We start from the raw sequence: 25,251 nt of genomic DNA on the forward strand, positions 1-25,251 counted from the left end.
GTTCTAGAGAAGTAGATGAGTTGAATTCCGCGCCCACGGATAAACAGAGGTTACGGGTGCGCGATATCGGGTTTGTCAGTGCATGTCGTGCGCCTGGACCGCTCCTGCTGGTTCGAGCTGGAATGTTGCATGGTCGATCGCGACCGGGAAGTGCTCGGCGACACAGCGCTGCAGCGCTTGAGTGATCTCGGGTGCGTGGCCGTCGTGGAAGCAACCTGCCTCCACGACAACGTGGGCAGTCAGTACGGGCAGCCCAGTAGCAATTTGCGTGATGTGCAAGTCATGAACGTCGACGACATGCTCCTCATCCAGCAGGTGCTGTCGCACATCGTCGAGGTCGATGCCGCGCGGTACTGACTCGAGCAGAACATCGACGGCGTCCCGGAGCAGGCGCAACGTGCGGGGAATAATAAGCACGCCCACCAGCAACGCAGCGATCGAGTCAGCCTGCTGGAACCCGGTCGTCATGATCACCACAGCAGCGACGATGACGGCGAAGGATCCCAGGGTGTCGTTGAGCACCTCCAGGAATGCGGCCCGCATGTTGAGGTTGTCCCCGCGTCCGCCGGGGAGCACCACGATCGCGACGATGTTCGCGACGAGGCCAACGATGCCGAAGAAGAGGAGCTCGACGCTGGCAATCTCTGCCGGTTGGCTGAATCGCTGCACAGCTTCGATGACTACGAAAACACCTACGCCCAGCAGGACAGCGGCTTGCACGGTGGCAGCGAGCACCTCCGCACGACGGAGGCCCCAGGTGCGGCGTGATGTTGCGGGTCGTTCCATAAGCTTGGCCGCGAAGAGTGCGACAAGCAGTCCACCCGCATCGGTCAGCATGTGGGCCGCGTCCACGAGCAGCGCGAGCGACCGGGTGATGATCGCCCCGATCACCTCAGCGACGAGAACGCTGGCGGTAAGGCCAAAAGCGATCGCCAGGCGCCGACGATTAATCGTGCCGCCGGCATGAGTGTGCTCGTCGGCGCTCACGGGTGGATTTCCTCATCGTGGTCGTGCTCGTGAGTGGTGGAGCCTTCCATGAGTTCGCCGATCGCGGTAGCGCAGGTGTCACCGTTCCACGCCTCGACGCCTTCTCGAATGGCGAAGGCTCCGATCACCAGGGCAGCAAGCGCATCGGCCCAGGTCCATCCGAACGCGGCGTTCGCGACGAGGCCGAGCAAGACCGCGGCCGAAAGCAACGAGCAGATCAGGGTCTGCTTGGAGTCGGCCACCACAGTGGCCGAGCCGAGGTCTCGACCGGTGCGTCGTTCAAGAACCGAGAGGAAGGGCATCACAATCACGCTGACGGCAGCGAGCACGATTCCGACGTTGCTGGATTCGGGAGTCGTCACCCCGGTCAAAGAGAGGGTGGAGCCCACGATCGTGTAGGCGGCGAGAGCGAAGAAGGCGAACGCGATCACGCGACGCACCGGCTTCTCATATCGCTCGGGGTCGCGACGCGTGAACTTCCAAGCTACCGCGGTCGCCGAAAGCACCTCCACGCCAGAGTCGAGCCCGAAACCAATAAGCGCAGCCGAGTCTGCGGCGGCGCCGGCAAGGAGGGCGATGATGCCTTCGATCACGTTGTACCCAATGGTGACGGCAACGATGATCTTCACTCGTCGGCGCAAGAGAGCGACGCGACTCGCCTTCGGCTTCGCTCCAACCATGGCCGTCACGCGCGCGTCACCAGCTCGTTCTCGTTCGTGTCCAATGCGTCGACCGGATTGACGGCGAGGACGACGCCTACGAGATCCTGAAGCGCGTGACGCAACCGAGCATCCGAAATCTCATACAGAACCCGTCGACCAGATGGCTCGGCAACTACAATTCCGCAGTCGCGCAGGCAGGCGAGGTGATTCGACACGGTTTGCTTCGTGACACCCAGCTCGTCCACCAGCTCCGCCGGGTAGCGAGACCCATCAAGGAGCGCCAACAGGATGGCGGCACGCGTCGGATCGGCGAGGGCTTTGCCGACCCGACGGATCGCGTCAAGTCGAACAGCAGTCGAAGTGATCATCGTCTCATGGTGCACCCTGCGATGTACCCAGAAGCCTTCGCTTCGAGTGCGATTGGTGCGACAGCTAGCCGATCGTGAGCCCTTTGTTGCGCAGGTACGTCACCGGGTTCGTCGCAACCCCGTTCTGACGCACCTCGAAATGCAGATGATTGCCCGTGGAGTACCCCGTGGTACCCATCCGCCCAATATTCTGACCCACCGTCACCTGCTGCCCCACACGCACCAAGATGCCGCCGTTCTGAAGGTGCGGATACCCCGTGGTCACTCCATTGCCGTGACTGACCCGAATGTAATTGCCGAAGCCACCACTCCACCCCGCAAACTCCACCACTCCGCTCGAGGCCGCATAGACAGGTGTTCCGGCGGAGTTGGCAATATCAACCCCGGCGTGAAACCTGACGGTGCCGCTGATCGGGTGCACGCGGTTGCCGAAGTGCGACGAGATCCATCCTGTAGTCGGAACCGCCCACCCGTTCGAGATCTGCCCCGCGCTAAGGCTCGAGCCCGCGCCGTACTGCGCGGCGATGCCGGCTGCGTAGTCTTTCTCGGTCGCCGCGCGGTTCTCGACGAGCACGGCGAGCTGGGCCTCGAGCCGCGCCTGGTTCTCTTGCTGCGCGACGAGAGCGTCTTGCGCTTGTTGGGCCGCGGCCTGCGCCTCTTCATAGGCGGCCTGCGCTTCGATGCGCAGCTCGTCGCGAATCTCTGTGGCGACGTTCGCCTGGTCGGTGAGCGACTGCGCGGCGTTCTGGTCTTGCAGCGCCGCGGCGTAGATGCCGTCGGCCTGCTCGGTGATCTTGCTCGCGAACCCGAGTCGCGAGAGCAGCGAGTCGGCCTGCCCGGGGTTGGTGAACAGGGCTGCCGAGATGTCGCTGCCGCCCGAGCGCGCGAGCTCGGCGACGAACTGGCCGGCGCGCTGGCGCGACTCGTCGGCGCGGGCCTGCGCCTCGTCGGCCTGCAGCTGCAGCTGCTCGGCGTTGTAGGCGGCCTCGTCGAAGGCGAGCTGCGCCTCGTAGTAGATGGTGCCCTTTTCTTCGGCGATCGCCTGCGTGCGCTCGACCTCGGCGGTGATGGCTTCGATGGCGGCGCGAATCTCGCGGATCTTGGCCTGGGCGGCCGCCACATCGCGCCGCGCTTCGAGCACGTCGTTCCACGACGGATAGTCGACGGCGTAGGCGGGCTGTTCGGTCGTGGCGATGGAGCCCGTCACGAGCAGAGCGATGGCCGCGATCGCAGCGGTGAACGCGCGAGGTCCCCGTAGTCTCCTACCTCTCGCCTGAGCGACCATCGTTGCCCTTTCGGCTCCTGTCGACTAGAACAAGCCAACTAGACCACGTGATCTCACCAGGTTGCTGTTGCCACACTCGAGTACCCGCAATATTCAGCTTCAAAACCAACCGCTTTCCGAAGACGGAGAATTCGCTAGCTTGCGTTGGATTGCAACCAAGCGAACGGATCGATGGCGATGTCGTCGATGTGAATCTCAAAGTGGAGATGGGCACCCGTAGTAACTCCCGTGTTCCCTACGGTCCCGACTAAGTCGCCCGCGCGTACTTCTTGCCCGGCGACGAGCGGCGAGCTGCCGCCAGTCATGTGAGCGTAAATGCTTTGAACGCGTTGACCATTGATCGTGTGTTCGATTATCGCGTGTTGACCGAAGCCACCGCTGTACTCGGACTGAATCACAACCCCATCAGCAATCGAGAAAATCGGACTTCCTGATCCCGCGCCAAAGTCAAGCCCCTGGTGGTAACTCGAACAGGAACGACATGGAGCCACACGCTCGCCAAATCCCGAATTGATCGGCACTGGCGCGGCAAAAGGCCAGCGCACTGCGCCGGAGCCGCTGGTCGAGTAGGAGAAGTCGCGGCTACCGTACTTCAGGCGCAGCATCTCCGCGTACGAAGTGACGCTCCAGTCGTCCCGCGAGGCGTCCGGAGTGTTCAGTGCAGTGCTTGCCTCGAGAGTGAGGACCTGCTCGGCGGCGAGCGTGAGGTCGGAATCATTGTTGGCCGATGAGGCGATCGACGCCATGACAGTGGAGGCCGGAGGGGCATCGGGGTCGAATAGTGCCGTCGCGGGCAGTGAGGTGCTGACTAGCAGGGCGGTTGCGGCAACCAAGACGACGGGCGGAAAAGCCTTCTGGGCGACACGGAGATGTATCGGCGCCCGCTCAGCGGCGCTGAGCGCCACCAGGGTCCTCGCCGCAGGCGCGGCGACCGGACGCGGCAAGGCTGCCGTCGCGACTTTCTGGGCCACGCTTCCGATCGGTGATGCCGCCACGACGGGTGCGCTTTCCGTCCTGCGGGGAGCACGGCGGTTCGTTCGCAGCGAGCGCTCTGTCTCGCGCATTTCGCGACGGCTTTGGGTCTGGAAGTCGGTCGAGTGGCTGGAGGGCGACTGGCTTAATGCGAGGGTCTGCGCCTCGTCGGAACTCATCACCGCTGGCACGTGATTGAAGGAGGGCGGAGTGTGGGAGGAGCCGGGCACCTCGAGCGCGTCGTTCGTAGTTGTCGAGGGACCCTCATTGGAGCGGGTCGCCGCCCAGGGGAATTCGTTCGTCACTGTCGTTGTCAGCCTCAGATGTCAATTGTTGGGTTTAGCGATCCTCTTGAAGGTCTCGATTGTAACAGATTGGTAACTTCAAGGGCTGTGCGTCGGCTACCCGAATCAGCGAGCTCGATTCACGGGTCGCACTGTGATGCTATGGCGACTCGACTGTGCTTGCTAGTGAAGGCACCGCGGCCGTTGAGATCGATGGCCGAGCCACGCGACCGACGTCGGGCATCTTGAAAATTACGAGCCGTACACTCGAGAGTCGCCCTGGTGACCTGTCCCGGGTTCATGCACCTAGAGCCCAAGCCCCGCGTTTCACGAGGGCGATTCGCACGCGGCATAGCGGGATCGAGTGTGTTCTCGCCGTAGGTCGCCCAGAGCGCGACCGTGGCCGTCTGGCTACGCTTCGATGTCATGAAAGCATCACATGTTGTTTCGGCAGCGGCCCTCGCAGCGCCCGCGTTGGTGTGGTTGGGCATTCATGCTCACTCTCCAGAGGTTCGATCCTGGCAACTGGGTAAGGGAGAGCGCGCCCGGATTGCGAACCTCGGTGTGCGCATTCATGGCAAAGGCGAAGTGGTCGTCGTGCTCCTTGCGGGCCTTGCCTCAAGCGAGCGTTTTTGGGGAAGAGCCTACGACGTTCTTGGACAGCATGCCCGCGTGCTAGCCATCGAACCGATTGGATTCGGCGCCTCGATCCACCATCCAGCGCTTAGGGCGACCGTTGACGCTGATGTGCACGTTGACGCGGTGCTGGCGACTCTAAGGGCGCTCGGTGTGCACACAAATCCGGTCGTGATTGTCGGGCATTCCATGGGCGCATCTCTGGCTCTCAGGGTTGGTGCACGACACTCACCTACACGCGCTGTTGTGGCCTTCGACGCTCCACTGTATCGATCCGTCGACGAGGCCAGCGACCGGATTCGGCACATGGGTTGGTTCGAGGCGCTGCTCGCCCAAGGCCCGCTTGCCGAACGGGTATGCCAGTGGATGTGTCACAACCGAACGGTGGCTCGCGGGGTTGCCATTGCGATCAGCCCGGGACTCCCGGTGGCGGTCGCCCGGGACTCGGTCGAACACACCTGGTCGGGGTACATCGCAGGGTTCGACTCGCTGGTGCGCGATCCGGGCTGGTCGGACGCGCTTGGAGACCTAGCTGCGCGCAATGTGCCCGTTCACTTGGTCGACGGTGAGAAAGACCCGGTGCAAGTTCCCGGTCGCGCCGAGGAGCTCGAACGCACGCACCCGAACATCACCGTCACACGCCTGCCCGGCGGCCATCGCTTGCCCCTTAGCGACCCGGAGCGTTGTGCATCGATCGTGCGCTCTGTTCTCAGCGAATACGCTATTTCGACTGAGGGAGATGTGAGACCATACCCCCTGGAGGTATGAGTGATGCTTCGGCGTCTAGGGTACGTGGTGCTGATCGCGACATTCACGGTCGTCGGAATTGCCATGGGCGCCCACGGCTCGACCCCCGTCGGTCACTCCACTGCCGTGACGAGCTCCGCGGCTGGGTCTGCAATGCCCCTGGAGCACGACCACTCTGCGCCTGTCGCTCCTCATCTCGACGCGAACTTCTCTGACGACGAAAACTCCACGTGCGTGGATTGTGCTGGCGATCACGCCGGGCTGTTGATGGCGTGTGTGTTCCTGGCGCTCATTGTGGTCATCAGCCTGGTCCTGCCACTCGTTGCCTTTCGTCATGGGCTGCTAGCGCCGGGAGTGTCGAGGGTCGACACCACACCCCGTCGGCTCGCTGAGCCGCGCCCGCCTGAGCTCACGGAACTCTGCATCATTCGTCAGTGATTCGCCGCCCGATGTCTGCGTGAATACGCACCATCACTGCGACCGAACAACCAACACTGACGAAAGAAGTAGAACCATGAAGAAGTCATTCGGCATCCGCGCGCTCGCGTCTGGTGCCTTCGCCCTGATCACCGTGATGGGGCTTGCTGCATGTTCGACCACTACCGAGCCGTCCGAGAGTTCCGGCGCCAACATGGCAGACGTCATGTTTGTTCAGATGATGATTCCGCACCACGAAGGAGCCATCGAGATGAGCGACGTGTTGCTTGCCAAGTCGGGCGTCGACCCTGAGGTTGTTGAGCTGGCTGAGCAGATCAAGGCTGCCCAGGGTCCCGAGATCGAGCAGATGAAGCAGTGGCTCGATGACTGGGGCATGCCCGGCATGAGCGACAGCATGGACGGAATGGATCACGGCGGCATGGGCGGAATGGACGGCATGGCAGGCATGACCGAGGAGGACATGCGGGCACTTGAGGACGCCAGTGGACCTGAAGCCGGGGACCTGTTCCTCGAGCAGATGATCGTGCACCACGAGGGCGCTATTGAGATGGCCGACGATGTTCTTGCTGATGGCGAGCACCCCGGTGTGCGCGAGCTGGCGGAGAACATCATCGCCAGCCAAACGGCGGAGATCGAGCTCATGCGCTCGATGCTCAACTCCTAATGCAGCGGACAGGAGCGGCGGCCGCGATGGCGGTCGCCGCCCTCTCCGTCACCGTTGCGGGATGCACATCACCGGCAACGGACGTGCCCATTGCTGAGGAGCCCATCGTGGTGTCGCACGTGCACGCCGTCGATCTTGACCAGCGAACGGGAGCGGTGTACGTGGCGACTCATGACGGAGTTCTGCATGTGGCGGCCGACGGGTCGGTGGAACGTCTCGGCGAGTGGGGAGGCGACGTCATGGGAATGGCGCGACTCGGAGACACGATCTACTTCTCTGGCCACCCAGCGCTCGACGAGAATCTCCCAGCGAACATCGGCGTCTACGAACTCGACCTCGTAGGCGAAGGGTTCGCCCCGATCTCCCTCGTCGGAGACGTGGACTTCCACAGCATGACCATCAAGGAATCACCGGGGGGATCAACACTGGCGGGCATTGATTCGGCGACCGGTCAGGTCATGGTCAGTCGAGACGGAGCGGGAAGCTGGATGACTGGCGCGTCGATTGGCGCCCGCTCACTCAGTTGGGATACCGCCGCCGAGGCGCTCTATGCAACGACAGAACAAGGCCTCCTGGTCAGCAGAGACGATGGGATGACGTTCACGCCACTGGACGAGGCGCCGCTCCTGGTTTTGATTGCGTCAAGCCCGGAGGGCGCGTCGACTGATGCGTTCCTCGTCGGAGTTGATGTCGATGGATACATCCACACCAGCGCTGACGGCGTGACTTGGACATCGATCGGGTTGCGCCGCCCCTCACGGATGCCCTCTCTGTCGGAAGTGATGGCGCGATCGTTTCGGCTGGGATCAGCGGTGTCAGTCGATCCGATGATGGCGGGGCAACTTGGGACGTGATCGCTGGGTTCTAGCTGACCTGGGGTGCGGCGGTTCGCCGTACCCCAGGTCGGAATGTACTTCACGCCAGCGCCGCACGATAACGAGGCAGTGGTGCCGCTCATTCTGGTCTTCGGTAGACATGCGTAGACGCTTCGACGCGGTCTTTGATAGCGGAGCGGAAGCCGTGAAGCGGGGTGCTGGATAGTGCCAGCGGGGTTCGCACGCAAAAGCATTGAACGCTTCACACTCATTGCTCGACGCACCTCTGACCGCTCTTGGACTGGCTTAGGAGCGGCGATTGCTTCGTCGCAGGTGCGTCCGTGGCGGCCCGGCGGCACTGTCGTTCCCACGCCGGTGGTCGATCCCGGCGCGCGACGCGCTCGGAAACTGTGCGCGGGGTACCGCAGTGTTGGGGTGATGTCCACCCCTCGTCCTTGCTGCTCGATCTGCATATCGTGGCGCATGATCACGCCATCAGCACTTCCAGCGGAGGGGAGAATTCATGTCGACCGACCATAGCGAACATGATTCCACAGGGGAAACGCCGGCGAAGCAGTACTGGCGTTTCGCGGCAATGGTGCTCACAGGAGCCGTCGTCATGTACGCCACCATGTACGCCGGCACCTGGGAGTGGAGCCACGTGCGGTTCAGCGAGAGCCGGGTCTTCATGGCGCTGACGATGGCGGGCACGATGGGGCTCGTCATGCTCGCGTGGATGCTGCACATGTACCGCAGCACTCGCCGAAACATCGCCGTGGTTGTCATCAGCCTGCTCGCGCTCGGGGTCGGCATCGCACTTGACCGAAGTCAGGTGACCGTGGACGATTCCAGCTTCATGAACTCCATGATCCCGCATCATTCATTGGCGATAACCCGGTCAGAACGTGCCGGCATCACCGACGTGCGCGTCTGCGAACTCGCGAAGGAGATTAGCGAGGCACAGCGACGCGAGATTCTAGAGATGGAGTGGCTGATCGACGACATCGCTCGCAATGGCGAGGCGACGACGGTCACTGAAGCGGAAGCTCGTGCTGTGCCCGACTTTGATCGACCTGCACTGCGCGCCTGCCAAAGCTAGCAACGCATCAGTCCGCACGAGGCGGCGTGTGCGATGGCCACTAGCTAGTTGCCTCTCCAGACCAAAGATCGCAGTGGCAGGGCGGCGGGAGTTTCGCAGGTCGACTGCCCGCATGCGGCCGTCACGCGTCAGCTGCACGATGGGGATCGCGCCGGGGCGCTGGCAAACACCGGCCCGGGAGCGCTCCGGCAGAGGTGCCTGAAGGTGGTTTGAAATCATCCATCGTGTTCGTCGCCCGACTTCTAGATTGATCGGGTAGATCACCCCCAAGAAGAAGGCGTTCCGAATTGCCAATATCGTCCGCTTAGTTCTGAATCTTGACCGGGATCGAGCTGTCTCGGCCTATGTGCATTGTGCATTGGATGTCTCGCCGTAGGCCCTCTCAAGGGGGCATGCAATCTGCGCGCTCCTCGACATCTCCGTGTAGGCGGAGGCTCACACGTCGTGAGCCTCCATATCTACGTGGAGGAGTGCTTCGGTGGCTCGCAGGCGGGGTCCGAATGTCGGTGACATGCAGTTGTCTTTCGACCTGTGGGGGCTCGAGGACTCAGCTCCCGATGACGCAGAGCCGGCAGTCGCGGGCGATGAGGAGAGGAATGTCGATGAGCGATCAGTTCAGTCCGGACCCGCAGCGGGTGCGGCAGGTGGAGATCGACCTGAACCGTCGAACGGTGTCGGCCGACGACCCGTATCTGAAGCGGATGGGGTTGTTCACGAACGACCGGATGGTGGCGAACGAGATCGGGGCCGCGGAGCAGACTGCGGAATACTCCGAACTTGGGTACTGGACCACGAAAGCGGAGCGCAACTACTTTCTGACCGCGAGGCCGACCGCGTTGGAGGCGTTCCAGCTGCTGTATCGGCACGCGAGGAACGCGCCGATCATGTCGAGCCCGATCGCGGTGGAGCTGCTGGAGTACGTGGAGGACTCGGAACAGATGGACGAGCTGAAGTTCTCCAGCGAGTACCGGTCGCTGAACCTGTTCTGGCTGTCGAAGGAGCAGGAGCAGTCGCTTCGGAAGGCGCCGGAGGTGGAGGTGGCGCTGGCGAAGGTGTTGGAGCCGGTAGCGAAGGCGCAGGGGCTTTCCTGGCCGATGAATCCGATGCAGTTGCGCGTGCTGTGGCGGATGCTCCGGCTGTGCGAGGACGAGCGCGCGTTCGGTTGGGAGTATCTGCAGGACGTGTGCTCCAGCAGCTGGTTCTTGAATCTCGAGCGCCGACCGAAGAAGAGCGGCGTCTTCTAGCCCGCTGGCCGGGGTGGGGTGCCACCCCGGAACTGTTCGACGAGGACGACGCCCGCTACGCCGACGAGCGCGCACAGCTGAAGTCGATCTGGACGGACGGCGAGTGGGCGGCAGCACGCCGCACGGTCTTGAACGCCCACTACACCTCCCGCGACTTCGCCCACGGCATCTGGGAAGCGCTCGCGGAGAGCGGCTTCACCACCGGTGAGGTGCTCGAGCCTGGAAGCGGCTCGGGCAACTTCATTGGCACCGCCCCTGCCGGCGTGCACATGGTGGGTGTTGAGGTGGACCCGACGACGGCACGAATCAGCCAGCTGGTGTATCCGCAGGCGCAGATTCGCATCGAGTCATTCGCTGACACGCAGCTGACCGCGGACGGGTTCGACGCGGTGGTCGGCAACGTGCCGTTCTCCAACGCAACCTTGTACGACCCGGCGTACAACGCCGAGAAGCTGTCGATGCACAACCACTTCATCGCGAAGTCCTTGTCCATGACCAAGCCCAGCGGATTCGCTACCCTCCCCACGAAAGTTCAGCGAAAGATTCTTAAGAGTATCTTGAGTTCTCGAGCTCCTACAATCGGGGCAGTCGCCGACCTGGCCGCGACCGATCGTGACCCGTTCGCTGGGCTCGCAGCGAGCATCCACGCGACCAAGAATGTCGGCACGTGGGTGGCCGGCCGACGCGTCTTCGCGTGATCTGCGGTACTTCGGCGGCCCCTTCCACAGTCAGGTGCTACCGTGTAGCACATGGATCGGATCGGTGTGCGCGAGCTGAGGCAGAACGCGAGCAAGTACCTTGAGCGCGTGAAGCACGGCGAGTCGATTGAGGTGACCGAGCGCGGGGTGCCGGTCGCGATCATTAGTCCCGTGCCGACGGTGAGAAAGTCACGCGTTCAAGAACTGATGGACGAAGGGCGCATGACGCCAGGGCGCGGCGATGTCGCAGCGTGGCTCGCGGCGAATCCTCCGGTGCCGGTCAACCCGGAGTACACCGGGCCCTCGATCGCTCAGGTTCTTGACGAGCAGCGCGAAGAGCGGCTCTAGGTGCTCTATCTCGACACCTCTGCTGCGGTGAAGCTGCTGCTCGTTGAGGGTGAGACGCTGGCGCTAAGGGCCTACATCGGCGATCAGGACTGGGCTTCCAGTGCGCTCATGAGAACCGAACTAATTCGGGCCATTGCTCGCGTCGACTCCTCGGTGGTGCCACGGGCGCTCGACTTGCTGTCGCAGCCCTACCTTCTGGCCGCCGAGGCGCGGGTACTCGACACCGCGGCTCGGCTAACGCCGCCATCAGTGCGCAGCCTCGACGCGATTCACCTCGCGAGTGCCCTGGAGCTTCGCGACGAGCTGACTGCATTCGTTGCGTACGACGATCGACTGCTCGCCGCGGCTGCCGCGCTGGGGATGCCCATCGCATCGCCAGCGCCGTGAAGCCCGTCAGCGGTGAATTGGCGAGGTCATGAGTGCCTGAACGATCGACTCGTCGCCGCTGACCGTGAATCGGTCGCGCTCCTCGAGGGCGTCGGCGCGCTCCCACAGCAGCAGGAGGAGCGCGGCGGCTGTCGCCTCGACCTGCGAGTCGGCCTGCTCGCCGTCGTCGACGTGCCAGTCGGGCGTGATGTGCCACGAGCGGTCAGCATCCGTCGCGATGATCCGGAGGCCGCCGGGCAGAGGCGCGAGCGTCGAACGGCTGTGCGCCAAGAACACGGCGAAGAACTCATCGATGCCGTCGACCGCGAGCTCGGCGTCGAGTTCTCGCGGCACCGCGAATTGGTCGTCGGGCGTGGTGCGCACGTCGAGCAGGTGCTTCATCGTTTCGAGCACCATGCGTCGGCGCCAGAACGCAGTCGTTCCGGTCGAGCCGCCGAGGACCCAGCAGTCGACATCGTCGGCCTGCAGTCGCTCTGCCAGGTCGTCACGTGCACGGCGGAGATCGAGGGCCGGCTTGGCGAGCGGCACCTCGACCCGCTCAACGCGCTCGCCCGACTCGATGATGACCGACACCCAGGTGTAGATGCTCGTGACGTGCGCGGCGATGTGGGCAACCGTCGGCCAGGCGGTCGACTTCACGGGTTGAGCATTGTTGCGCGACTCAACGTCGGAGATGAGACGCTCAGAGAGTGTCTCGAACCGAAGGAGATCTCGGCGCGATTCTTCGGTCATGGCGGCAGACTATCGGGCTGCTCGCCAGCTGCTAGCTCGCGAGTTGCTTCCGGATGCGCTGCACCGAGATCGGGCCCTGCGCGCCGAGCGGCTGGGCGAAGAGCGACAGGCGCAGCTCTTCGAGCATCCAGCGGGCGTCGCGGATGCGCGGCTCGGGGTCGGCGCTGAGCGGCAGCGTGCCGCCGGCCTTAGTGTAGAGCTCGACGGCCTGCTGCACCTCGAGCATCCAGGCGCGGTCGCGGCCGAGGTTGTCGGCGAGGCGTTCGACGCGATAGGTGATGCCGCGCAAATAGACGACCAGGCGGGGGAGGCGGGCGAGGCCGGTGCGTCCGATGAATCCGTCGAACACGAGTGCGTTGAGTTGCTCGCGCGCCTCGGCGAGCGGCGCCATCAACTGCAAGCTTGAGCTGCGCGAGATCAGCACGTCGACTTCGCGCGCCGCCGCCAGCACGGCCGCCGCCGTCGCCACGATGCCGAACAGGCGGTCGGGCAAGCCGGCGTTGACGCGGTCGCGCAGAGACTCGAAGGCGACGCGATCCCAGGGCAGGGCATCCGCCCCGCCGTCGATTTCGGCATCGATCACTGCACGCAACGCATCGTCGATGAGCGCGGCAGTCGAGCGGTAGGGCGAGGCGCCGAGGCTGAGCTTCTCGGCACTCGTCAGGTGCTCTTGGATATAGGCGAGCGGTGACGGCACCCCGAGCTGCACGAGCCGGCGCACTCCGGCGCGATGCGCGGCCACCTGGTCGGCGATCGAGGTCTGCAGCTTGAGCGCGACCGACGAACCTTCGTCGGTGAGCGCGGGAAACGCCCGAACGGTCGTCTCGCCACGGCGCATCTCGAGCTGGCGGGGTAGCGAGCCGCCCTGCCCGAGCGTGTCGTCCCACACTGTAATGCCGCCCCGCTCGATCGGGCTCCTCGCCGCGGCCGTCGCCACGCGCGCGACCGAGTCGCGCCCACGGTCGCGCAACTTCTGCTGCAGCGCCGTGAGGTCGGTGCCGCGCGCGAGGCGTCCGCCGCGATCGTCGACCACGGCGTAGCCCATGCGCAAGTGGGCGGGCAGGCGGTCGAGGTCGAAGTCGTCGGGGTCGACAGGCGTGAAGGTCTGGCGGCGAATCTCGGTCGCGAGAAACTCGGTGACCGAGAGTTCGCGAAGGTCGGCCTCGGTCGGAACGGCGGCGAGCAGCTTCGTCGCCCAGTCGGCGGCGGGCACGACGTTGCGGCGAATGGGCTTCGGTAGCGTCTTGAGCAGCGCGGTCACCAACTCGTGCCGCAGGCCAGGAACGAGCCAGTCGAACCCCGCCGTGTCGAGCCGGGGCAGCAGCGGCAGCGGCACGGTGACGGTGACGCCGTCATCGGCGGCACCGGGCTCGAAGCGGTAGCCGACACTGAGCGTCTGATCTCCGAGGGTGAGCCGCGTCGGGTACGAACCGTCGTCGTCGGGCAGCTGCTCGGCTTCGACGAGGTCGTCGCGCGTGAGGGTGAGTGCGTCGGGATGCTCGCGGCGAGTATCCCGCCACCAGCGCTCGAAGCGGCGCACGTCGGTGACGTCCGCGGGGATGCGTGCCTCGAAGAACTCGACGATCTTTTCGTCGTCGAGCAGGATGTCACGGCGGCGGCTGCGCTCTTCGAGCTGCTCGAGTTCGCGGCGCACGCGCGCGTTGTCGCGCAGGAAGGCAGTCAGTCGCTTGTCGAGCCGGGAGGTATCCCACTCGCCCTCGACGAGCGCGTGGCGAATGAACAGCTCGCGCGCGAGCGCCGGATCGAGCCGGGCGAGCTGCGCCCGACGGCGCGGGATGATCGGCACCCCGAACAGCGTCACCTTCTCATCGACGACCGCGGCGCCCTGGCGCTTCTCCCACCGGGGCTCGCTGTACTGCCGCTTCGCGAGGTCGCCCGCGAGCGGCTCGGCCCACGCGGGGTCGATGACCGCGACCGTGCGCGCGAACAACCGACTCGTCTCGACGAGCTCGGCAGCCATGACGGCGTCGGGCTGCTTCTTCGCGAGGCCCGAACCGGGAAAGAGTACGAAGCGGCGCTGGCGGGCGCCGAGGTAGTCGCGCTTCGCGGCGTCTTTCAGGCCGATGTGGGAGAGGAGGCCGCTGAGGATGGCCTTGTGGATCGTGTCCGCGTCGATCGGACGATCCTCAGTGACCCGACGGCCGGGACGGCCGTCGGCGCTGGCGTCGCGGCGGCGGCCAGAAATGGCCCCCGCTTTTCGCTCCAGCGCGCTGATCTGCCGCTCAACATCAGCCCACTCGCGAATGCGCAGGTAGTTGAGAAACTCGCTGCGCACCTCTTTGCGAAACTGGTTGCCGCTGAGTTCGCGCTGCCGCTTCTGCAGGTGGTTCCAGAGGTTGAGCAGCGAGATGAAGTCGCTCGTCGGGTCTCGGAACCGGTTGTGCAGCTGGTCGGCGCGCTCGCGCTTCTCGACGGGGCGTTCGCGCGGGTCTTGGATGCTCAGCCCCGCGACGATCGCGATGACCTCCCGCGCCACCCCGAGCCTCTGGGCCTCGACGACCATGCGCGCGTAGCGCGGGTCGAGCGGCAGCTGCGCGATCTCGCGACCGATGCGGGTGATGCGGTGCGCCCCGTCTTTGAGTTCGACCGCGCTCAATTCCAGCAGCAGGACGAGCCCGTCGGCGATGCCGCGCTTGTCGGGCGGCTGCAGAAACGGAAACTTCTGGATGTCGCCGAGCCCGAGCGAGATCATCTGCAGAATGACGGCCGCGAGGTTGGTGCGCAGAATCTCGGGGTCGGTGTACTCCGGACGCTTCGTGTAGTCGAGCTCGCTGTAGAGCCGAATCGCGATGCCCTCGCTCGTGCGCCCCGAGCGCCCCGATCGCTGGTTGGCGCTCGCCTGCGAGATCGGCTCGATCGGCAGCCTCTGAACTTTCGCCCGTGCGCTGTAGCGACTGATGCGCGCGGTTCCGGTGTCGACGACGTAGCGAATGCCCGGCACAGTCAGGCTCGTCTCGGCCACGTTGGTGGCCAGAATGATGCGTCGACGGATGCCCGCAGGCGCCCGCTCGAACACCCGATGCTGCTCGGCCGCACTGAGCCGGCCGTACAGCGGAAGCACTTCGGTACCCGCGCCGCGCGGCCCCTGGCGGGCGAGGTGCCCGGTGAGGGCATCCGCCGCGTCGCGGATCTCGTTCTCGCCGCTGAAGAACACCAGCACGTCGCCGTCGCCTTCGCGACCGAGCTCGTCGACCGCGGCGATGACGCCGTCGATCATGTCGATGGCTTCGCCCGGGGTGCTCGGGCCGTCGCTCTCGTCGTCGTCGGGGTCGGTGAGGTTCTCGGTGTCGGCGCCATCGGGGATGAGAGGGCGGTATCTGATCTCGACGGGGAACGTACGCCCGCTCACCTCGATGATTGGCGCGGGGCTGCCGTCTGCGGCGGCGAAGTGCTTGGCGAAGCTCTCGGGGTCGATGGTGGCGGAGGTGATGATGAGCTTCAGCTCGGGGCGGCGGGGGAGCAGTTGCTTGAGGTAGCCGAGCAAGAAGTCGATGGTGAGGCTGCGCTCGTGCGCTTCGTCGATGATGATGGCGTCGTAGTTCTTGAGTTCGCGGTCTCCACGCAGGGCGGCGAGCAGGATGCCGTCGGTCATGAGCGTGACGCGCGTGTCTCGCCCGACCTGGTCGGTGAACCGCACCTTGTATCCGACGAGCCCGCCGAGCTCGGAGCTGAGCTCGTCGGCGACGCGTTCAGCGATCGTGCGGGCGGCGATGCGGCGCGGCTGCGTGTGGGCGATGCGCTCTCGGCCCAGCTCGAGCAGAATCTTGGGCAACTGGGTCGTCTTGCCCGAGCCCGTCTCGCCCGCGACGATGACGACCTGGTTCGCGGCGATCGCGGCGGCGATGTCGTCGCGCCGCTGCGACACCGGCAGGTCGGGCGGGTACTGGATGCTCAAGCCTGGCCGCGCACCCACCGGGCTCAACCCCGCCGTGCCGGCTGCACCCGCTGACCCGGTCGCGGGCGCTGCCGGCGGGCTAGCGGGCGAGGTGTCGTCGGGCGTGGTCATGAGCCCTTCAGTCTAGGTTCCCTCGCCGAGCGAAGCACCCAGGGTGTCGCGCCTTCTCCCGATCCCCTTCCAGAACAGCGGAACGCCTGACGCCGATTCACTCGTTCCGTTGTTCTGGAAGGGGGCCGCGCGGGGATGCCCACCCTCGCAGGGGAGCGGATCTGCGCGGGGATGCCCCCCTCGCAGGGGGAGGGGACACTCTCCGACGACCCTCTGTATACGAAAACTGCCTAGAATCAGAGATAGGTAGCGGTGAAGAGAGCGAATGTATACATTGGAGAGATGGCGACGGAAGCGGCGGTGACGACGCCCGGCGGGCTGACGTCGGCCGACCGCGCCTTCGAGTCGCTGCGCACGCAGATCATCAACGGCGAGCTGGCGCCGGGCGCTCCGCTCACCGAGGTCGAGCAAGCCACCAGGCTCGGCGTCAGTCGCACTCCCGTGCGCGAGGCCTTCGGCCGCCTCATCGCCGCAGGGCTCGCGACCGAGCGCGGCCCCCGCACACTGCACGTCAGCCACATCGCACCCGACGACGTCAGCGCGCTCTTCGACCTGCGCCGCGCGCTCGACGAGCAGGCCGCACGGCTGGTCGCCCAGCGCGCCGACGACTCGGCACGGGCACGCTTCCGCGAGCTCGCCGAACGATTCGGCGCGGTCGACGCGACGGCCCTGGCCGCCGACGACCCCCAGCGCCAGGGCTACTATGCCCTCGTCGCCGAGTTCGACGGCGCCCTCGACGACAGCTTGGCCACCACCCCCTACCTTGCCGCGGCGATCGCCAGCACCCGAGTGCACCTCGCGCGCGTGCGGCGCCTCGCCCGAGACGACGACGCACGCCTCGCGGCGAGCGCCGCCGAGCATGCAGCCATCGCCCGCGCCATCGCCGACGGCGACCCCGAACGCGCAGCCGCCGCAACCCGGCTGCACCTGCATGAAGCCCTCACGAGCATCCACCGCCACCTGAAGGAGAAGCCATGACGACCACGCACCCCGTGCGCACCTACAAGAGCAGCGAGCCCCTCGCCGCCGCCGACCAGCTCGCCGGCAGACTCGCCGCCCTCGCCGCCGAGCAAGACCGACCGCTCGACGAGAAGAGCGTCGACATGGTCATCAACCGCGTCATCGACAACGCCGCCGTCGCCACCGCGAGCCTCGGACGCGCGCCCGTCATCGCAGCCCGCGGTCAAGCCGAAGCGCACCCCTACACTCCGGGAGCGACCGTGTTCGGTCTGGCCCCCGAGCGCACGGTCAGCCCGGAGTGGGCCGCCTGGGCCAACGGCGTCGCCGTGCGCGAGCTCGACTACCACGACACCTTCCTCGCGGCCGACTACTCGCACCCCGCGGACAACATTCCGCCGATCGTCGCCGTCGCGCAGCACACCGGCCAGAACGGCGCGCAACTGCTGAAGGGTCTGCTCACCGGCTACGAGATTCAGATCGACCTCGTGCGCGCCATCTGCCTGCACGAGCACAAGATCGACCACGTCGCCCACCTCGGCCCCAGCGCCGCGGCCGGCATCGGCACGATGCTTCGGCTGCCGTCCGAGACCATCTTCCAAGCCATCGGTCAAGCGCTGCACACGACCACCGCGACGCGGCAGTCGCGCAAGGGTGAGATCTCGACCTGGAAGGCGCACGCTCCCGCCTTCGCCGGCAAGATGGCCGTCGAAGCCGTCGACCGCGCCATGCGCGGCCAGACCAGCCCGAGCCCCATCTACGAAGGCGAAGACGGCGTCATCGCGTGGATGCTCGGCGGCCCCACCGCGCGCTACGAGGTGCCCCTGCCCGACAGCGGCGAACCACTCACCGGCATTCTCGACAGCTACACGAAAGAGCACTCCGCCGAATACCAGGCGCAGGCCTGGATCGACCTCGCACGCCGTCTCGGCGCAGAGCGCCCCGAGCTGCGCGACCCCGCCAACATCACGAGCATCGTGCTGCACACGAGCCACCACACGCACTACGTCATCGGGTCAGGAGCCAACGACCCGCAGAAGTACGACCCCACGGCCAGTCGCGAGACGCTCGACCACTCGATTCCGTACATCGTCGCCGTCGCGCTGCAAGACGGGGCGTGGCACCACGTCGACTCCTACGCCCCCGAGCGCGCAGCGCGCCCCGACACGGTCGCGCTGTGGCAGAAGATCACGACCACCGAAGACGCAGAGTGGACCCGCCGCTACCACTCGCTCGACCTCAGCGAGAAGGCGTTCGGCGGCCGCATCGAGATCGAGCTGAGCGACGGCTCGCGCGTCGTCGACGAGATCGCGGTGGCCGACGCGCACCCCCTCGGCGCCCGGCCCTTCGGTCGCGCCGAATACGTGGCGAAGTTCAGGATGCTCGCGGAGGGCATCCTGCACCCCGACGAGATCGACCGCTTCCTCGATGTCGCCCAGCGACTGCCCGAGCTGACCCCCGACGAGGTGCGCGCTCTCACCGTGACTGCCGCGACACCCGTGCCGGCCGCCCCGAAAGGTCTCTTCTGATGCTGTCGACGAGCACCACGCCGAACCAGCGCAGGCAGGCCCTTCGCGCCGGGCTCGCGAGCGGGCGCCTGCAGGTGCTGCCGGGCGCCTTCACGCCGCTCAGCATCCGGCTGATCGAAGACAAGGGATTCGACGGGGCCTACATCTCGGGTGCCGTCATGGCCGCCGAGCTGGGGCTGCCCGACATCGGCCTCACGACGCTCAGCGAAGTCGCCCAGCGCGCGCACCAGATCAGCCGCATGAGCGACCTGCCGACCCTCGTCGACGCCGACACCGGATTCGGTGAGCCCATGAACGTGGCCCGCACGGTGCACGAACTCGAAGATGCGGGTGTGGCCGGGCTGCACCTCGAAGACCAGGTCAACCCCAAGCGCTGCGGTCACCTCGATGGCAAGGCGGTCGTCGACACCGACACGGCAGTCAAGCGCATTCGCGCGGCCGTCGACGCCCGCCGTGACGCCGACCTCGTCATCATGGCGCGCACCGACATTCGCGGGGTGGAGGGCCTCGACGCCGCGATCGACCGCGCGAAGGCCCTGCAAGACGCCGGCGCCGACGCGATCTTCCCTGAAGCGATGGCGAGCCTCGACGAGTTCGCCGCGATGCGCGCGGCCGTCCGTGTGCCGATCTTGGCCAACATGACCGAGTTCGGCAAGAGCGCGCTCTTCACACATCGGCAGCTCGCCGACGTCGGGGTCAACCTCGTGATCCATCCCGTCTCGCTGCTGCGCATTGCCTTCGGCGCGATCGAGCGCGGGCTCGAAACTCTGCAATCGACCGGAACCCTCGACTCTGAGGTGCCCGGCATGCAGACTCGAGGCAGGCTCTACGAATTGCTCGATTATGAGGCGTACAACGCGTTCGACTCGAGCATCTATACCTATAACGGCCGCTAGACGCGGCCTCGCACCTACACCGGTCAGTAACCCAAGGAGACCCCATGACTGAGACCGAGATTCGCAAGGGCCTGGCCGGAGTCGTCGTCGACTCCACCGCCATCAGCAAGGTCAACCCCGAGACCAATTCGCTGCTCTACCGCGGCTACCCCGTGCAAGAACTTGCCGACCGATGCACCGCAGAAGAGGTGGCATACCTGCTCTGGCACGGCGAGCTGCCGACGCCCGAGCAGCTCGCTGAGTTCGAGTCGTTCGAGCGCTCACTGCGCCCAATGCACCCGAGCGTGAAGAGTGTCATCGACGAGCTGCCGCTCAGCGCGCACCCGATGGACGTCGTGCGCACGGCGGTGAGCGTGCTCGGTGCCCTCGACGAGACCCTCACGACCGATGCCAGCTGGATCGATGCCGACCTCACGCTCGAGCGCAGCATCCGACTGTGGGCGCAGCTGCCGGCGATCGTCGCTTACGCGCAGCGTCGTCTGCGCGGCGAGCACCTCGTCGAGCCGCGCGACGACCTCGGGTATTCGGCGAACTTCTTGCACATGGCCTTCGGTGAGGTTCCCGAACTGGTCGTCGTCGAAGCCTTCGACGTGTCAATGACGCTCTACGCCGAGCACTCGTTCAACGCCTCGACCTTCACCGGTCGCGTCATCACCTCGACCCTGAGCGACGTCTACAGTGCCGTCACCGGTGCGATCGGCGCTCTCAAGGGCCCCCTTCACGGCGGAGCGAACGAAGCCGTCATGCACGTCTTCCGCGAGATCGGCACGGCGGATGCTGCGCCGAAGTGGCTCACCGAATCACTCGCGGCGAAGCGCAAGATCATGGGTTTCGGCCACCGGGTCTACAAGAACGGAGACTCGCGGGTTCCGACGATGAAGGCCGCTCTCGAGACCCTCGTCGCGCACTACGAGCGGCCCGACGTGCTCGACCTGTATGACGCGCTCGAGAAGGCGATGGACGACGCGAAAGGCATCAAGCCGAACCTCGACTACCCCTCGGGGCCGGCTTACGACCTCATGGGTTTCGACACCACCATCTTCACGCCGCTCTTCATCGCCGCGCGCGTCACCGGATGGACGGCGCACGTCATCGAGCAGCTCAAAGCCAACGCGCTCATCAGGCCGCTCAGTGCCTACACCGGGCCGGAGCAACGGGAAGTGCCAGGCGGCTGAGAGAGAATAGGTGCATGACTGAAGCGATCGCGACTCCGCACCTCACCCTCAACGACGGCACGAGCATCCCGCAATTGGGGCTCGGAGTCTTTCTCGTCGAGCCCGATGAGGCTGAGCGTATCGTCACCGACGCTCTCGAGATCGGCTACCGCCACATCGACACCGCGCGCATCTACAAGAACGAAGAAGGCGTCGGCCGAGCCATTGCGGCGAGTGCCGTGCCGCGCGAAGAGATCTTCGTGACGACCAAGCTGTGGAACAGCGACCAGGGGCGCGACACCGCGCGAGCAGCGCTCGAGAAGAGCCTCGAGCGGCTCGGGCTCGACCACGTCGACCTCTACCTCATCCACTGGCCCTCGCCGAAGCACGGCAAGCACGTCGAGTCGTGGGAGGCTCTCATCGAGCTGCGAGACGCGGGCCTCGCGACGTCGATCGGCGTCTCGAACTTCATGCAGACCCACCTCGACGACCTCGCCGCCGCCACCGATGTGGTGCCCGCGGTCAACCAGGTCGAGCTGCACCCGGCCTTCCAGCAGCGCGACCTGCGGGCCTTTCACGCCGAGCGGGGCATTCTCACCGAAGCGTGGGGCCCGCTCGGCCAGGGCAAATACGAGCTCGCTGAGTTGCCCGGGCTCACCGAGATTGCCGCGCGGCACGAGAAGACCGTGCAGCAGGTGGCGATTCGCTGGCACCTGCAAGAGGGCATCATCGTGTTTCCGAAGACCACTCGCTCTGAGCGCATGATCGAGAACGCGACCGTGTTCGACTTCGAGCTGAGCGACGACGAGATGGCGACGATCGCCGCGTGCGACCGCGAACTGCGCGTCGGCGCGCACCCGCTCAATACTGACTTCTAGTCCGATGTCGACGGCTCTTATCGACGAGGTGCTGGCCTGGAGCGACCGTCGACCAGACGCGCCCGCCATCGTCTCGACGCGGCTGAGCATGACCTTTGGCGAGCTCGGATCGGCGGTGCGCCGAACTGCGTCGCGATTGCGACAGCTCGGGGTGAAGCCGGGCGACGTCATCGGTCTGCATGCGGTGCCGGAATGGGAGGCCGTGCTCACGCTCGCGGTGCTGCACGAGGGGGCCGCGTCGTTGCACGCGAGTGCTCCGGTCGGGGCTGCATACAGCGACCGCATCGCGGTGCACCTCGGGCGAGCGCCGGGTTCGACCGAAGCTGCTGGACGCACGGTAGAGGTCGACGAGCGGTTCATCGCGTCGCTGGGCGCCGTGAACCCGTGCATCGACCCTCGACCCGTCGCTGCCGACGGCGTCGTGCGCATCGTCTTCTCGAGCGGCACGACGGGCACTCCCAAGGGCATCGCCTTCACCGAGAGCGCTCTGCGCGCGCGCACCAATTCGGCGAGGTCGAACTGGATGCCCGCTGATCCGTTCTTCTGCCTGCTCGGCATCGACACGGTCTCGGGTTTTCAGACTTTCGCCTGGAGCATGCTCCACGGCGAGCCGTGGATCGTGCCCGGCGACGGTCGTTCCAATGCCGAGCTCATGCGCCGGGGAGCCGTGCGCTCGATCAAGACGTCGCCCGCACGCTTGGCCGAACTGCTCGACGCCATCGAGCCGACGGGCGCATTGCCAGCGCTTGAGACAGTGCAGGTCGCCGGTTCGCTGCTGAGCGCGATCCTGATCCGTCGCTGCGAGACGCTGACGGGCGTGCGGCCGGTCTACCTCTACGGTTCGACTGAAGCGGGCACGATCACCTTCGGACCAGCAGATCCTGAATGCCCGGCGCGACTTGGCGCAGTGGTTGATGGGGCTGAACTGCGCGTGCTCGACGACAATGGTCGGCCGGTCGACGAGGCCGGCAGGATCGGCGTCATCGAGTACCGCACGGCTGCAACAGCCGACGCATACTGGGGGCGCGCCGTCGAGCCGTCGCCGTTTCGCGACGGCTGGTTCCGCCCGGGCGATCGTGGCTCGCTCGACGAGGCTGGCGTGCTCGAGCTCGTCGGCCGAACCGATGACCTCATCAATGTCGGTGGCTCAAAAGTGAACCTCGCCGACCTCGATCGGCGGCTCGCTGAGCTCGACATTCTGCGCGATGCTGCGACGTTTGCGTACGACCTGCCTGGCGGGGTCGCGGCCATCAGCGTCGTGTACGCCTCCGACAACGCCTTGACCTCTGACACATTCGCTCTGCGAATACGCAGCGCCATCCCCGGCGTTGACATCCGTTCCTTCATTCGCGTCGATACCATTCCGCGCAATCCGCGCGGTAAGGTCTCGAGACAGCAACTCGCCGCACTCTTGGGAGAATCATGACCGCTGCACGCAAGGCCGCCTCAATAGCGGGCATCGGAACCGTTGGTTTTGCTCTCGTCGGCTCGGCTGTGCCAGCCTTCGCTGCTTCTGTCGCGGGCTGCGGCGACGCACCCGTGGGCGGTGACCTCACTCGCATAGGCGACGTGTGCGAGCTCGACTTCTCTGTCTCGGGCTCGTACTCGTGGACGGTTCCGTCGGGGCTCTCGGGTCTGTACGCCGTCGTGGCAGGCGCCGGTGGCGGCGCGGAAGCTGACAGCGTCTCGTGGGGATACGCAGGCTCCGGTGGCGAAGTCGAGTACGTCGATCTGTCGTCGCAACCAGCGGGATCAACGGCGCAGATCGTCGTCGGCGCGGGCGGCGCAACTTCGGATGGCGGAGCTGCCGACGGCGAAGATTCGTCGATCGATCTCGGTGGGGTGACGACCGCGGCAGGGGGGGTCTCGGGCTCGACCTACGTGCAGTACTGCATCGCCGATGGCAACTTCTCAACGTACGTCGGCAACGGCAATGGGGCTGGCGGGCCTGCGGGAACGGCCGGAGACGACTGCGCGACCACCACGGCGCCTGGTGTGGCTCCGGCGACCGACACCGACTCGAGCGGCGACGCGGCTCTCGCCATATTTTCGACCTTCACTGAGACCCTCGGTGCCGGGGGGCGGGTGCTCGTCGCGCCCCTGGCGCTCGACCCGCAGCCGGCACTCGACGGCACGGGTCGCGGGGCCGACGTGCAGTACGTTGACCCCAGCTCGGTTCCGGAGTCGAACACGGCGGGCGGCGATGGTCGAGTGATGCTGCGCTACGCGGCTATTGATGGCGCCGATGTCGACAGCGAGCTCGCCGACACCGGAGGCGCCGACGCGACTGGCGCGGTCGCACTTAGCGGATTGCTCGCCGCTGCTGGCGCTGCAGCGCTCGTGCTCAGCCGTCGTCGCGCAGTGCTTCAGCGCGATTGAGGCGCGCTGTTCCGGTCAGGCCAATCAGGGGGCGCCCACTGAGTGGGAGTAACGTGGCCCGGCATGACGCGCCGACGCACTCTCAGTCTGTTGCTCGCCCTGCCGATCGTGCCCGCTCTTGCCGGGTGCGTGATGGTGGTGGAGGCGCCTGAGTCGGAGCCGAACACCGAGCCGACGGCGGTCTCGTCGTCGCCGAGTGACGGCTGCCTCGTCGAGGCCCGGCCCGAGCTGCAGACTTTCGGCGACTGCGATGAGCTCATCGTCGAGGGCACCGACATCACGATCGAAGTCGGAGCGGTCGGCATGGTCGTCGTGCGCGGCGACCGGGTGGAGATCGACGCTAACTCGATCGGATCACTCTCGATCTTCGGTCAAGATAACGACGTCGACATCGACGGCGACGTCGGGTCGCTCGACATCGCGGGCGACCGCAATGAGGTCGACGCCGACGGCGAGATCGGCAGTGTCACGATCGACGGCAATGACAACGAGGTTGACGCCGCACTCTTGGGCCCCCTGACCGACAACGGAGACCGCAACCGCGTCAACCGGTGACGGCTAGCGCACCTGCTTGCGGCTCGAGATGACGCCGGTGTCGAAGCCCATGAGGTAGAGCCCGCCGTGAAAGCGCGCGTGCTCGACCTTGAGGCAGCGGTCCATGACGACGGTCAAGCCCTTCGATTCGCCGTAGATCGCGGCCTCTTCGTTCCAGATGCCGAGCTGCACCCACACCGTCGGGGCTCCGACAGCGAGGGCGTCGTCCATGACCGACGGAATGTCACTTGCTTTGCGAAACACGTCGACGATGTCGGGCACTTCGGGCAGCGAGGCGAGGTCGGGGTAGGCCTTCTGCCCCAGAATCTCGGTGGCGTTGGGGTTCACGAAGTACACGCGGTAGTCGCTCGACTGCAGCAGGTAGGTGCCGACGAAGTATGAGCTGCGCGACGGGTTCGGCGAGGCGCCGACGATCGCGATGCTCTTCGCACGGCGCAGGATGCCCAGCCGCTGCTTCGCGTCTGGCCCCACCCAGGTGCGCTGCGACTTCAGCAGTTTCGCGAGCGGTGA

General features: G+C 65.8%; 24 protein-coding genes. 16 read left to right on the top strand and 8 right to left on the bottom strand.

From position 1 onward, the window contains the following. Positions 1–75: 75 nt before the first annotated feature. The 5 genes from KIT89_RS13185 to KIT89_RS13205 form a co-directional block, all read right to left on the bottom strand. Positions 76–987, bottom strand: coding sequence for a cation diffusion facilitator family transporter (locus tag KIT89_RS13185; protein ID WP_297602331.1), 912 nt, complete (start codon positions 985–987; stop codon positions 76–78). Further along, the gene (locus KIT89_RS13190; protein WP_297603970.1) at positions 984–1,667 is read right to left on the bottom strand and encodes a cation transporter; all 684 of its coding nucleotides are present in this window, start codon (positions 1,665–1,667) and stop codon (positions 984–986) included. Before KIT89_RS13190 ends, KIT89_RS13185 begins: the two co-directional genes overlap by 4 nt. Positions 1,668–1,672: 5 nt before the next feature. Then, a complete protein-coding gene (locus tag KIT89_RS13195) occupies positions 1,673–2,017 on the bottom strand; it encodes a helix-turn-helix transcriptional regulator (protein WP_297602332.1) in 345 nt (114 codons plus the stop codon). A 64-nt stretch (positions 2,018–2,081) separates the two neighbouring features. Beyond that, a complete protein-coding gene (locus tag KIT89_RS13200; RefSeq protein WP_297602333.1) occupies positions 2,082–3,224 on the bottom strand; it encodes a M23 family metallopeptidase in 1,143 nt (380 codons plus the stop codon). Positions 3,225–3,436: 212 nt separating this feature from the next. Beyond that, positions 3,437–4,579, bottom strand: a complete 1,143-nt coding sequence (locus KIT89_RS13205) for a peptidoglycan DD-metalloendopeptidase family protein (protein WP_297602334.1) — start codon at positions 4,577–4,579, stop codon at positions 3,437–3,439. Positions 4,580–4,957: 378 nt separating this feature from the next. Between KIT89_RS13205 and KIT89_RS13210 the strand changes: the two genes are divergently transcribed. The 8 genes from KIT89_RS13210 (at position 4,958) to KIT89_RS13245 (ending at position 11,634) form a co-directional block, all read left to right on the top strand. Beyond that, positions 4,958–5,962 carry an alpha/beta hydrolase gene (locus KIT89_RS13210; protein WP_297602335.1) on the top strand — a complete coding sequence of 335 codons (1,005 nt, stop codon included), beginning with the start codon at positions 4,958–4,960 and terminating at the stop codon, positions 5,960–5,962. Positions 5,963–6,455: 493 nt separating this feature from the next. Beyond that, positions 6,456–7,043, top strand: coding sequence for a DUF305 domain-containing protein (locus tag KIT89_RS13215; protein WP_297602336.1), 588 nt, complete (start codon positions 6,456–6,458; stop codon positions 7,041–7,043). A 26-nt stretch (positions 7,044–7,069) separates the two neighbouring features. Then, the gene (locus KIT89_RS13220) at positions 7,070–7,897 is read left to right on the top strand and encodes a hypothetical protein (RefSeq protein ID WP_297602337.1); all 828 of its coding nucleotides are present in this window, start codon (positions 7,070–7,072) and stop codon (positions 7,895–7,897) included. Positions 7,898–8,381: 484 nt separating this feature from the next. Next, a complete protein-coding gene (locus tag KIT89_RS13225; RefSeq protein WP_297602338.1) occupies positions 8,382–8,957 on the top strand; it encodes a DUF305 domain-containing protein in 576 nt (191 codons plus the stop codon). A gap of 602 nt (positions 8,958–9,559) precedes the next feature. Continuing rightward, entirely contained in the window at positions 9,560–10,201 is a 642-nt protein-coding gene (locus KIT89_RS13230) for a hypothetical protein (protein ID WP_297602339.1), read from the top strand. Continuing rightward, entirely contained in the window at positions 10,141–10,899 is a 759-nt protein-coding gene (locus KIT89_RS13235) for a hypothetical protein (RefSeq protein ID WP_297602340.1), read from the top strand. Before KIT89_RS13230 ends, KIT89_RS13235 begins: the two co-directional genes overlap by 61 nt. 51 nt (positions 10,900–10,950) lie before the next feature. Then, positions 10,951–11,247 (top strand): type II toxin-antitoxin system Phd/YefM family antitoxin, encoded by a 297-nt coding sequence (locus KIT89_RS13240; RefSeq protein ID WP_297602341.1) that lies wholly within the window; start codon positions 10,951–10,953, stop codon positions 11,245–11,247. After that, positions 11,248–11,634 carry a type II toxin-antitoxin system VapC family toxin gene (locus KIT89_RS13245; RefSeq protein WP_297602342.1) on the top strand — a complete coding sequence of 129 codons (387 nt, stop codon included), beginning with the start codon at positions 11,248–11,250 and terminating at the stop codon, positions 11,632–11,634. Positions 11,635–11,640: 6 nt separating this feature from the next. Here the strand turns inward: KIT89_RS13245 and KIT89_RS13250 are convergent, their stop codons facing one another. Next, positions 11,641–12,366, bottom strand: coding sequence for a maleylpyruvate isomerase N-terminal domain-containing protein (locus KIT89_RS13250; RefSeq protein ID WP_297602343.1), 726 nt, complete (start codon positions 12,364–12,366; stop codon positions 11,641–11,643). Between the two features lie 31 nt (positions 12,367–12,397). Next, positions 12,398–16,393 (bottom strand): ATP-dependent RNA helicase HrpA, encoded by a 3,996-nt coding sequence (gene hrpA / locus KIT89_RS13255; RefSeq protein WP_297602344.1) that lies wholly within the window; start codon positions 16,391–16,393, stop codon positions 12,398–12,400. A 282-nt stretch (positions 16,394–16,675) separates the two neighbouring features. On the opposite strand from hrpA, the gene KIT89_RS13260 reads away from it, so the two are divergent. From KIT89_RS13260 to KIT89_RS13295, 8 genes are all read left to right on the top strand, one after another. Continuing rightward, positions 16,676–17,371: a GntR family transcriptional regulator gene (locus tag KIT89_RS13260; protein WP_297602345.1), complete on the top strand. Its 696-nt coding sequence runs from the start codon at positions 16,676–16,678 to the stop codon at positions 17,369–17,371. Further along, positions 17,368–18,879: an MmgE/PrpD family protein gene (locus KIT89_RS13265; RefSeq protein WP_297602346.1), complete on the top strand. Its 1,512-nt coding sequence runs from the start codon at positions 17,368–17,370 to the stop codon at positions 18,877–18,879. Before KIT89_RS13260 ends, KIT89_RS13265 begins: the two co-directional genes overlap by 4 nt. Next, positions 18,879–19,775, top strand: coding sequence for a methylisocitrate lyase (gene prpB, locus KIT89_RS13270; RefSeq protein WP_297602347.1), 897 nt, complete (start codon positions 18,879–18,881; stop codon positions 19,773–19,775). The genes KIT89_RS13265 and prpB overlap by 1 nt, the downstream gene beginning before the upstream one ends. 44 nt (positions 19,776–19,819) lie before the next feature. Beyond that, on the top strand, positions 19,820–20,950 hold the full coding sequence (locus KIT89_RS13275; protein WP_297602348.1) for a bifunctional 2-methylcitrate synthase/citrate synthase: 1,131 nt from the start codon (positions 19,820–19,822) through the stop codon (positions 20,948–20,950). Positions 20,951–20,964: 14 nt separating this feature from the next. Beyond that, positions 20,965–21,807, top strand: a complete 843-nt coding sequence (locus tag KIT89_RS13280) for an aldo/keto reductase (RefSeq protein ID WP_297602349.1) — start codon at positions 20,965–20,967, stop codon at positions 21,805–21,807. A 4-nt stretch (positions 21,808–21,811) separates the two neighbouring features. Continuing rightward, complete coding sequence (locus tag KIT89_RS13285) at positions 21,812–23,233, top strand: class I adenylate-forming enzyme family protein (RefSeq protein ID WP_297602350.1); 1,422 nt, start codon at positions 21,812–21,814, stop codon at positions 23,231–23,233. Further along, a complete protein-coding gene (locus KIT89_RS13290) occupies positions 23,230–24,186 on the top strand; it encodes an LPXTG cell wall anchor domain-containing protein (RefSeq protein ID WP_297602351.1) in 957 nt (318 codons plus the stop codon). The genes KIT89_RS13285 and KIT89_RS13290 overlap by 4 nt, the downstream gene beginning before the upstream one ends. A 63-nt stretch (positions 24,187–24,249) precedes the next feature. After that, positions 24,250–24,741 carry a DUF3060 domain-containing protein gene (locus tag KIT89_RS13295; protein WP_297602352.1) on the top strand — a complete coding sequence of 164 codons (492 nt, stop codon included), beginning with the start codon at positions 24,250–24,252 and terminating at the stop codon, positions 24,739–24,741. A gap of 3 nt (positions 24,742–24,744) precedes the next feature. Here the strand turns inward: KIT89_RS13295 and KIT89_RS13300 are convergent, their stop codons facing one another. Beyond that, positions 24,745–25,236, bottom strand: a complete 492-nt coding sequence (locus KIT89_RS13300; protein WP_297603971.1) for a CoA-binding protein — start codon at positions 25,234–25,236, stop codon at positions 24,745–24,747. Between the last annotated feature and the right edge of the window lie 15 nt (positions 25,237–25,251).

Origin of the sequence: Microcella sp. (assembly GCF_025808395.1) — a bacterium.
Lineage (GTDB): Bacteria > Actinomycetota > Actinomycetes > Actinomycetales > Microbacteriaceae > Microcella.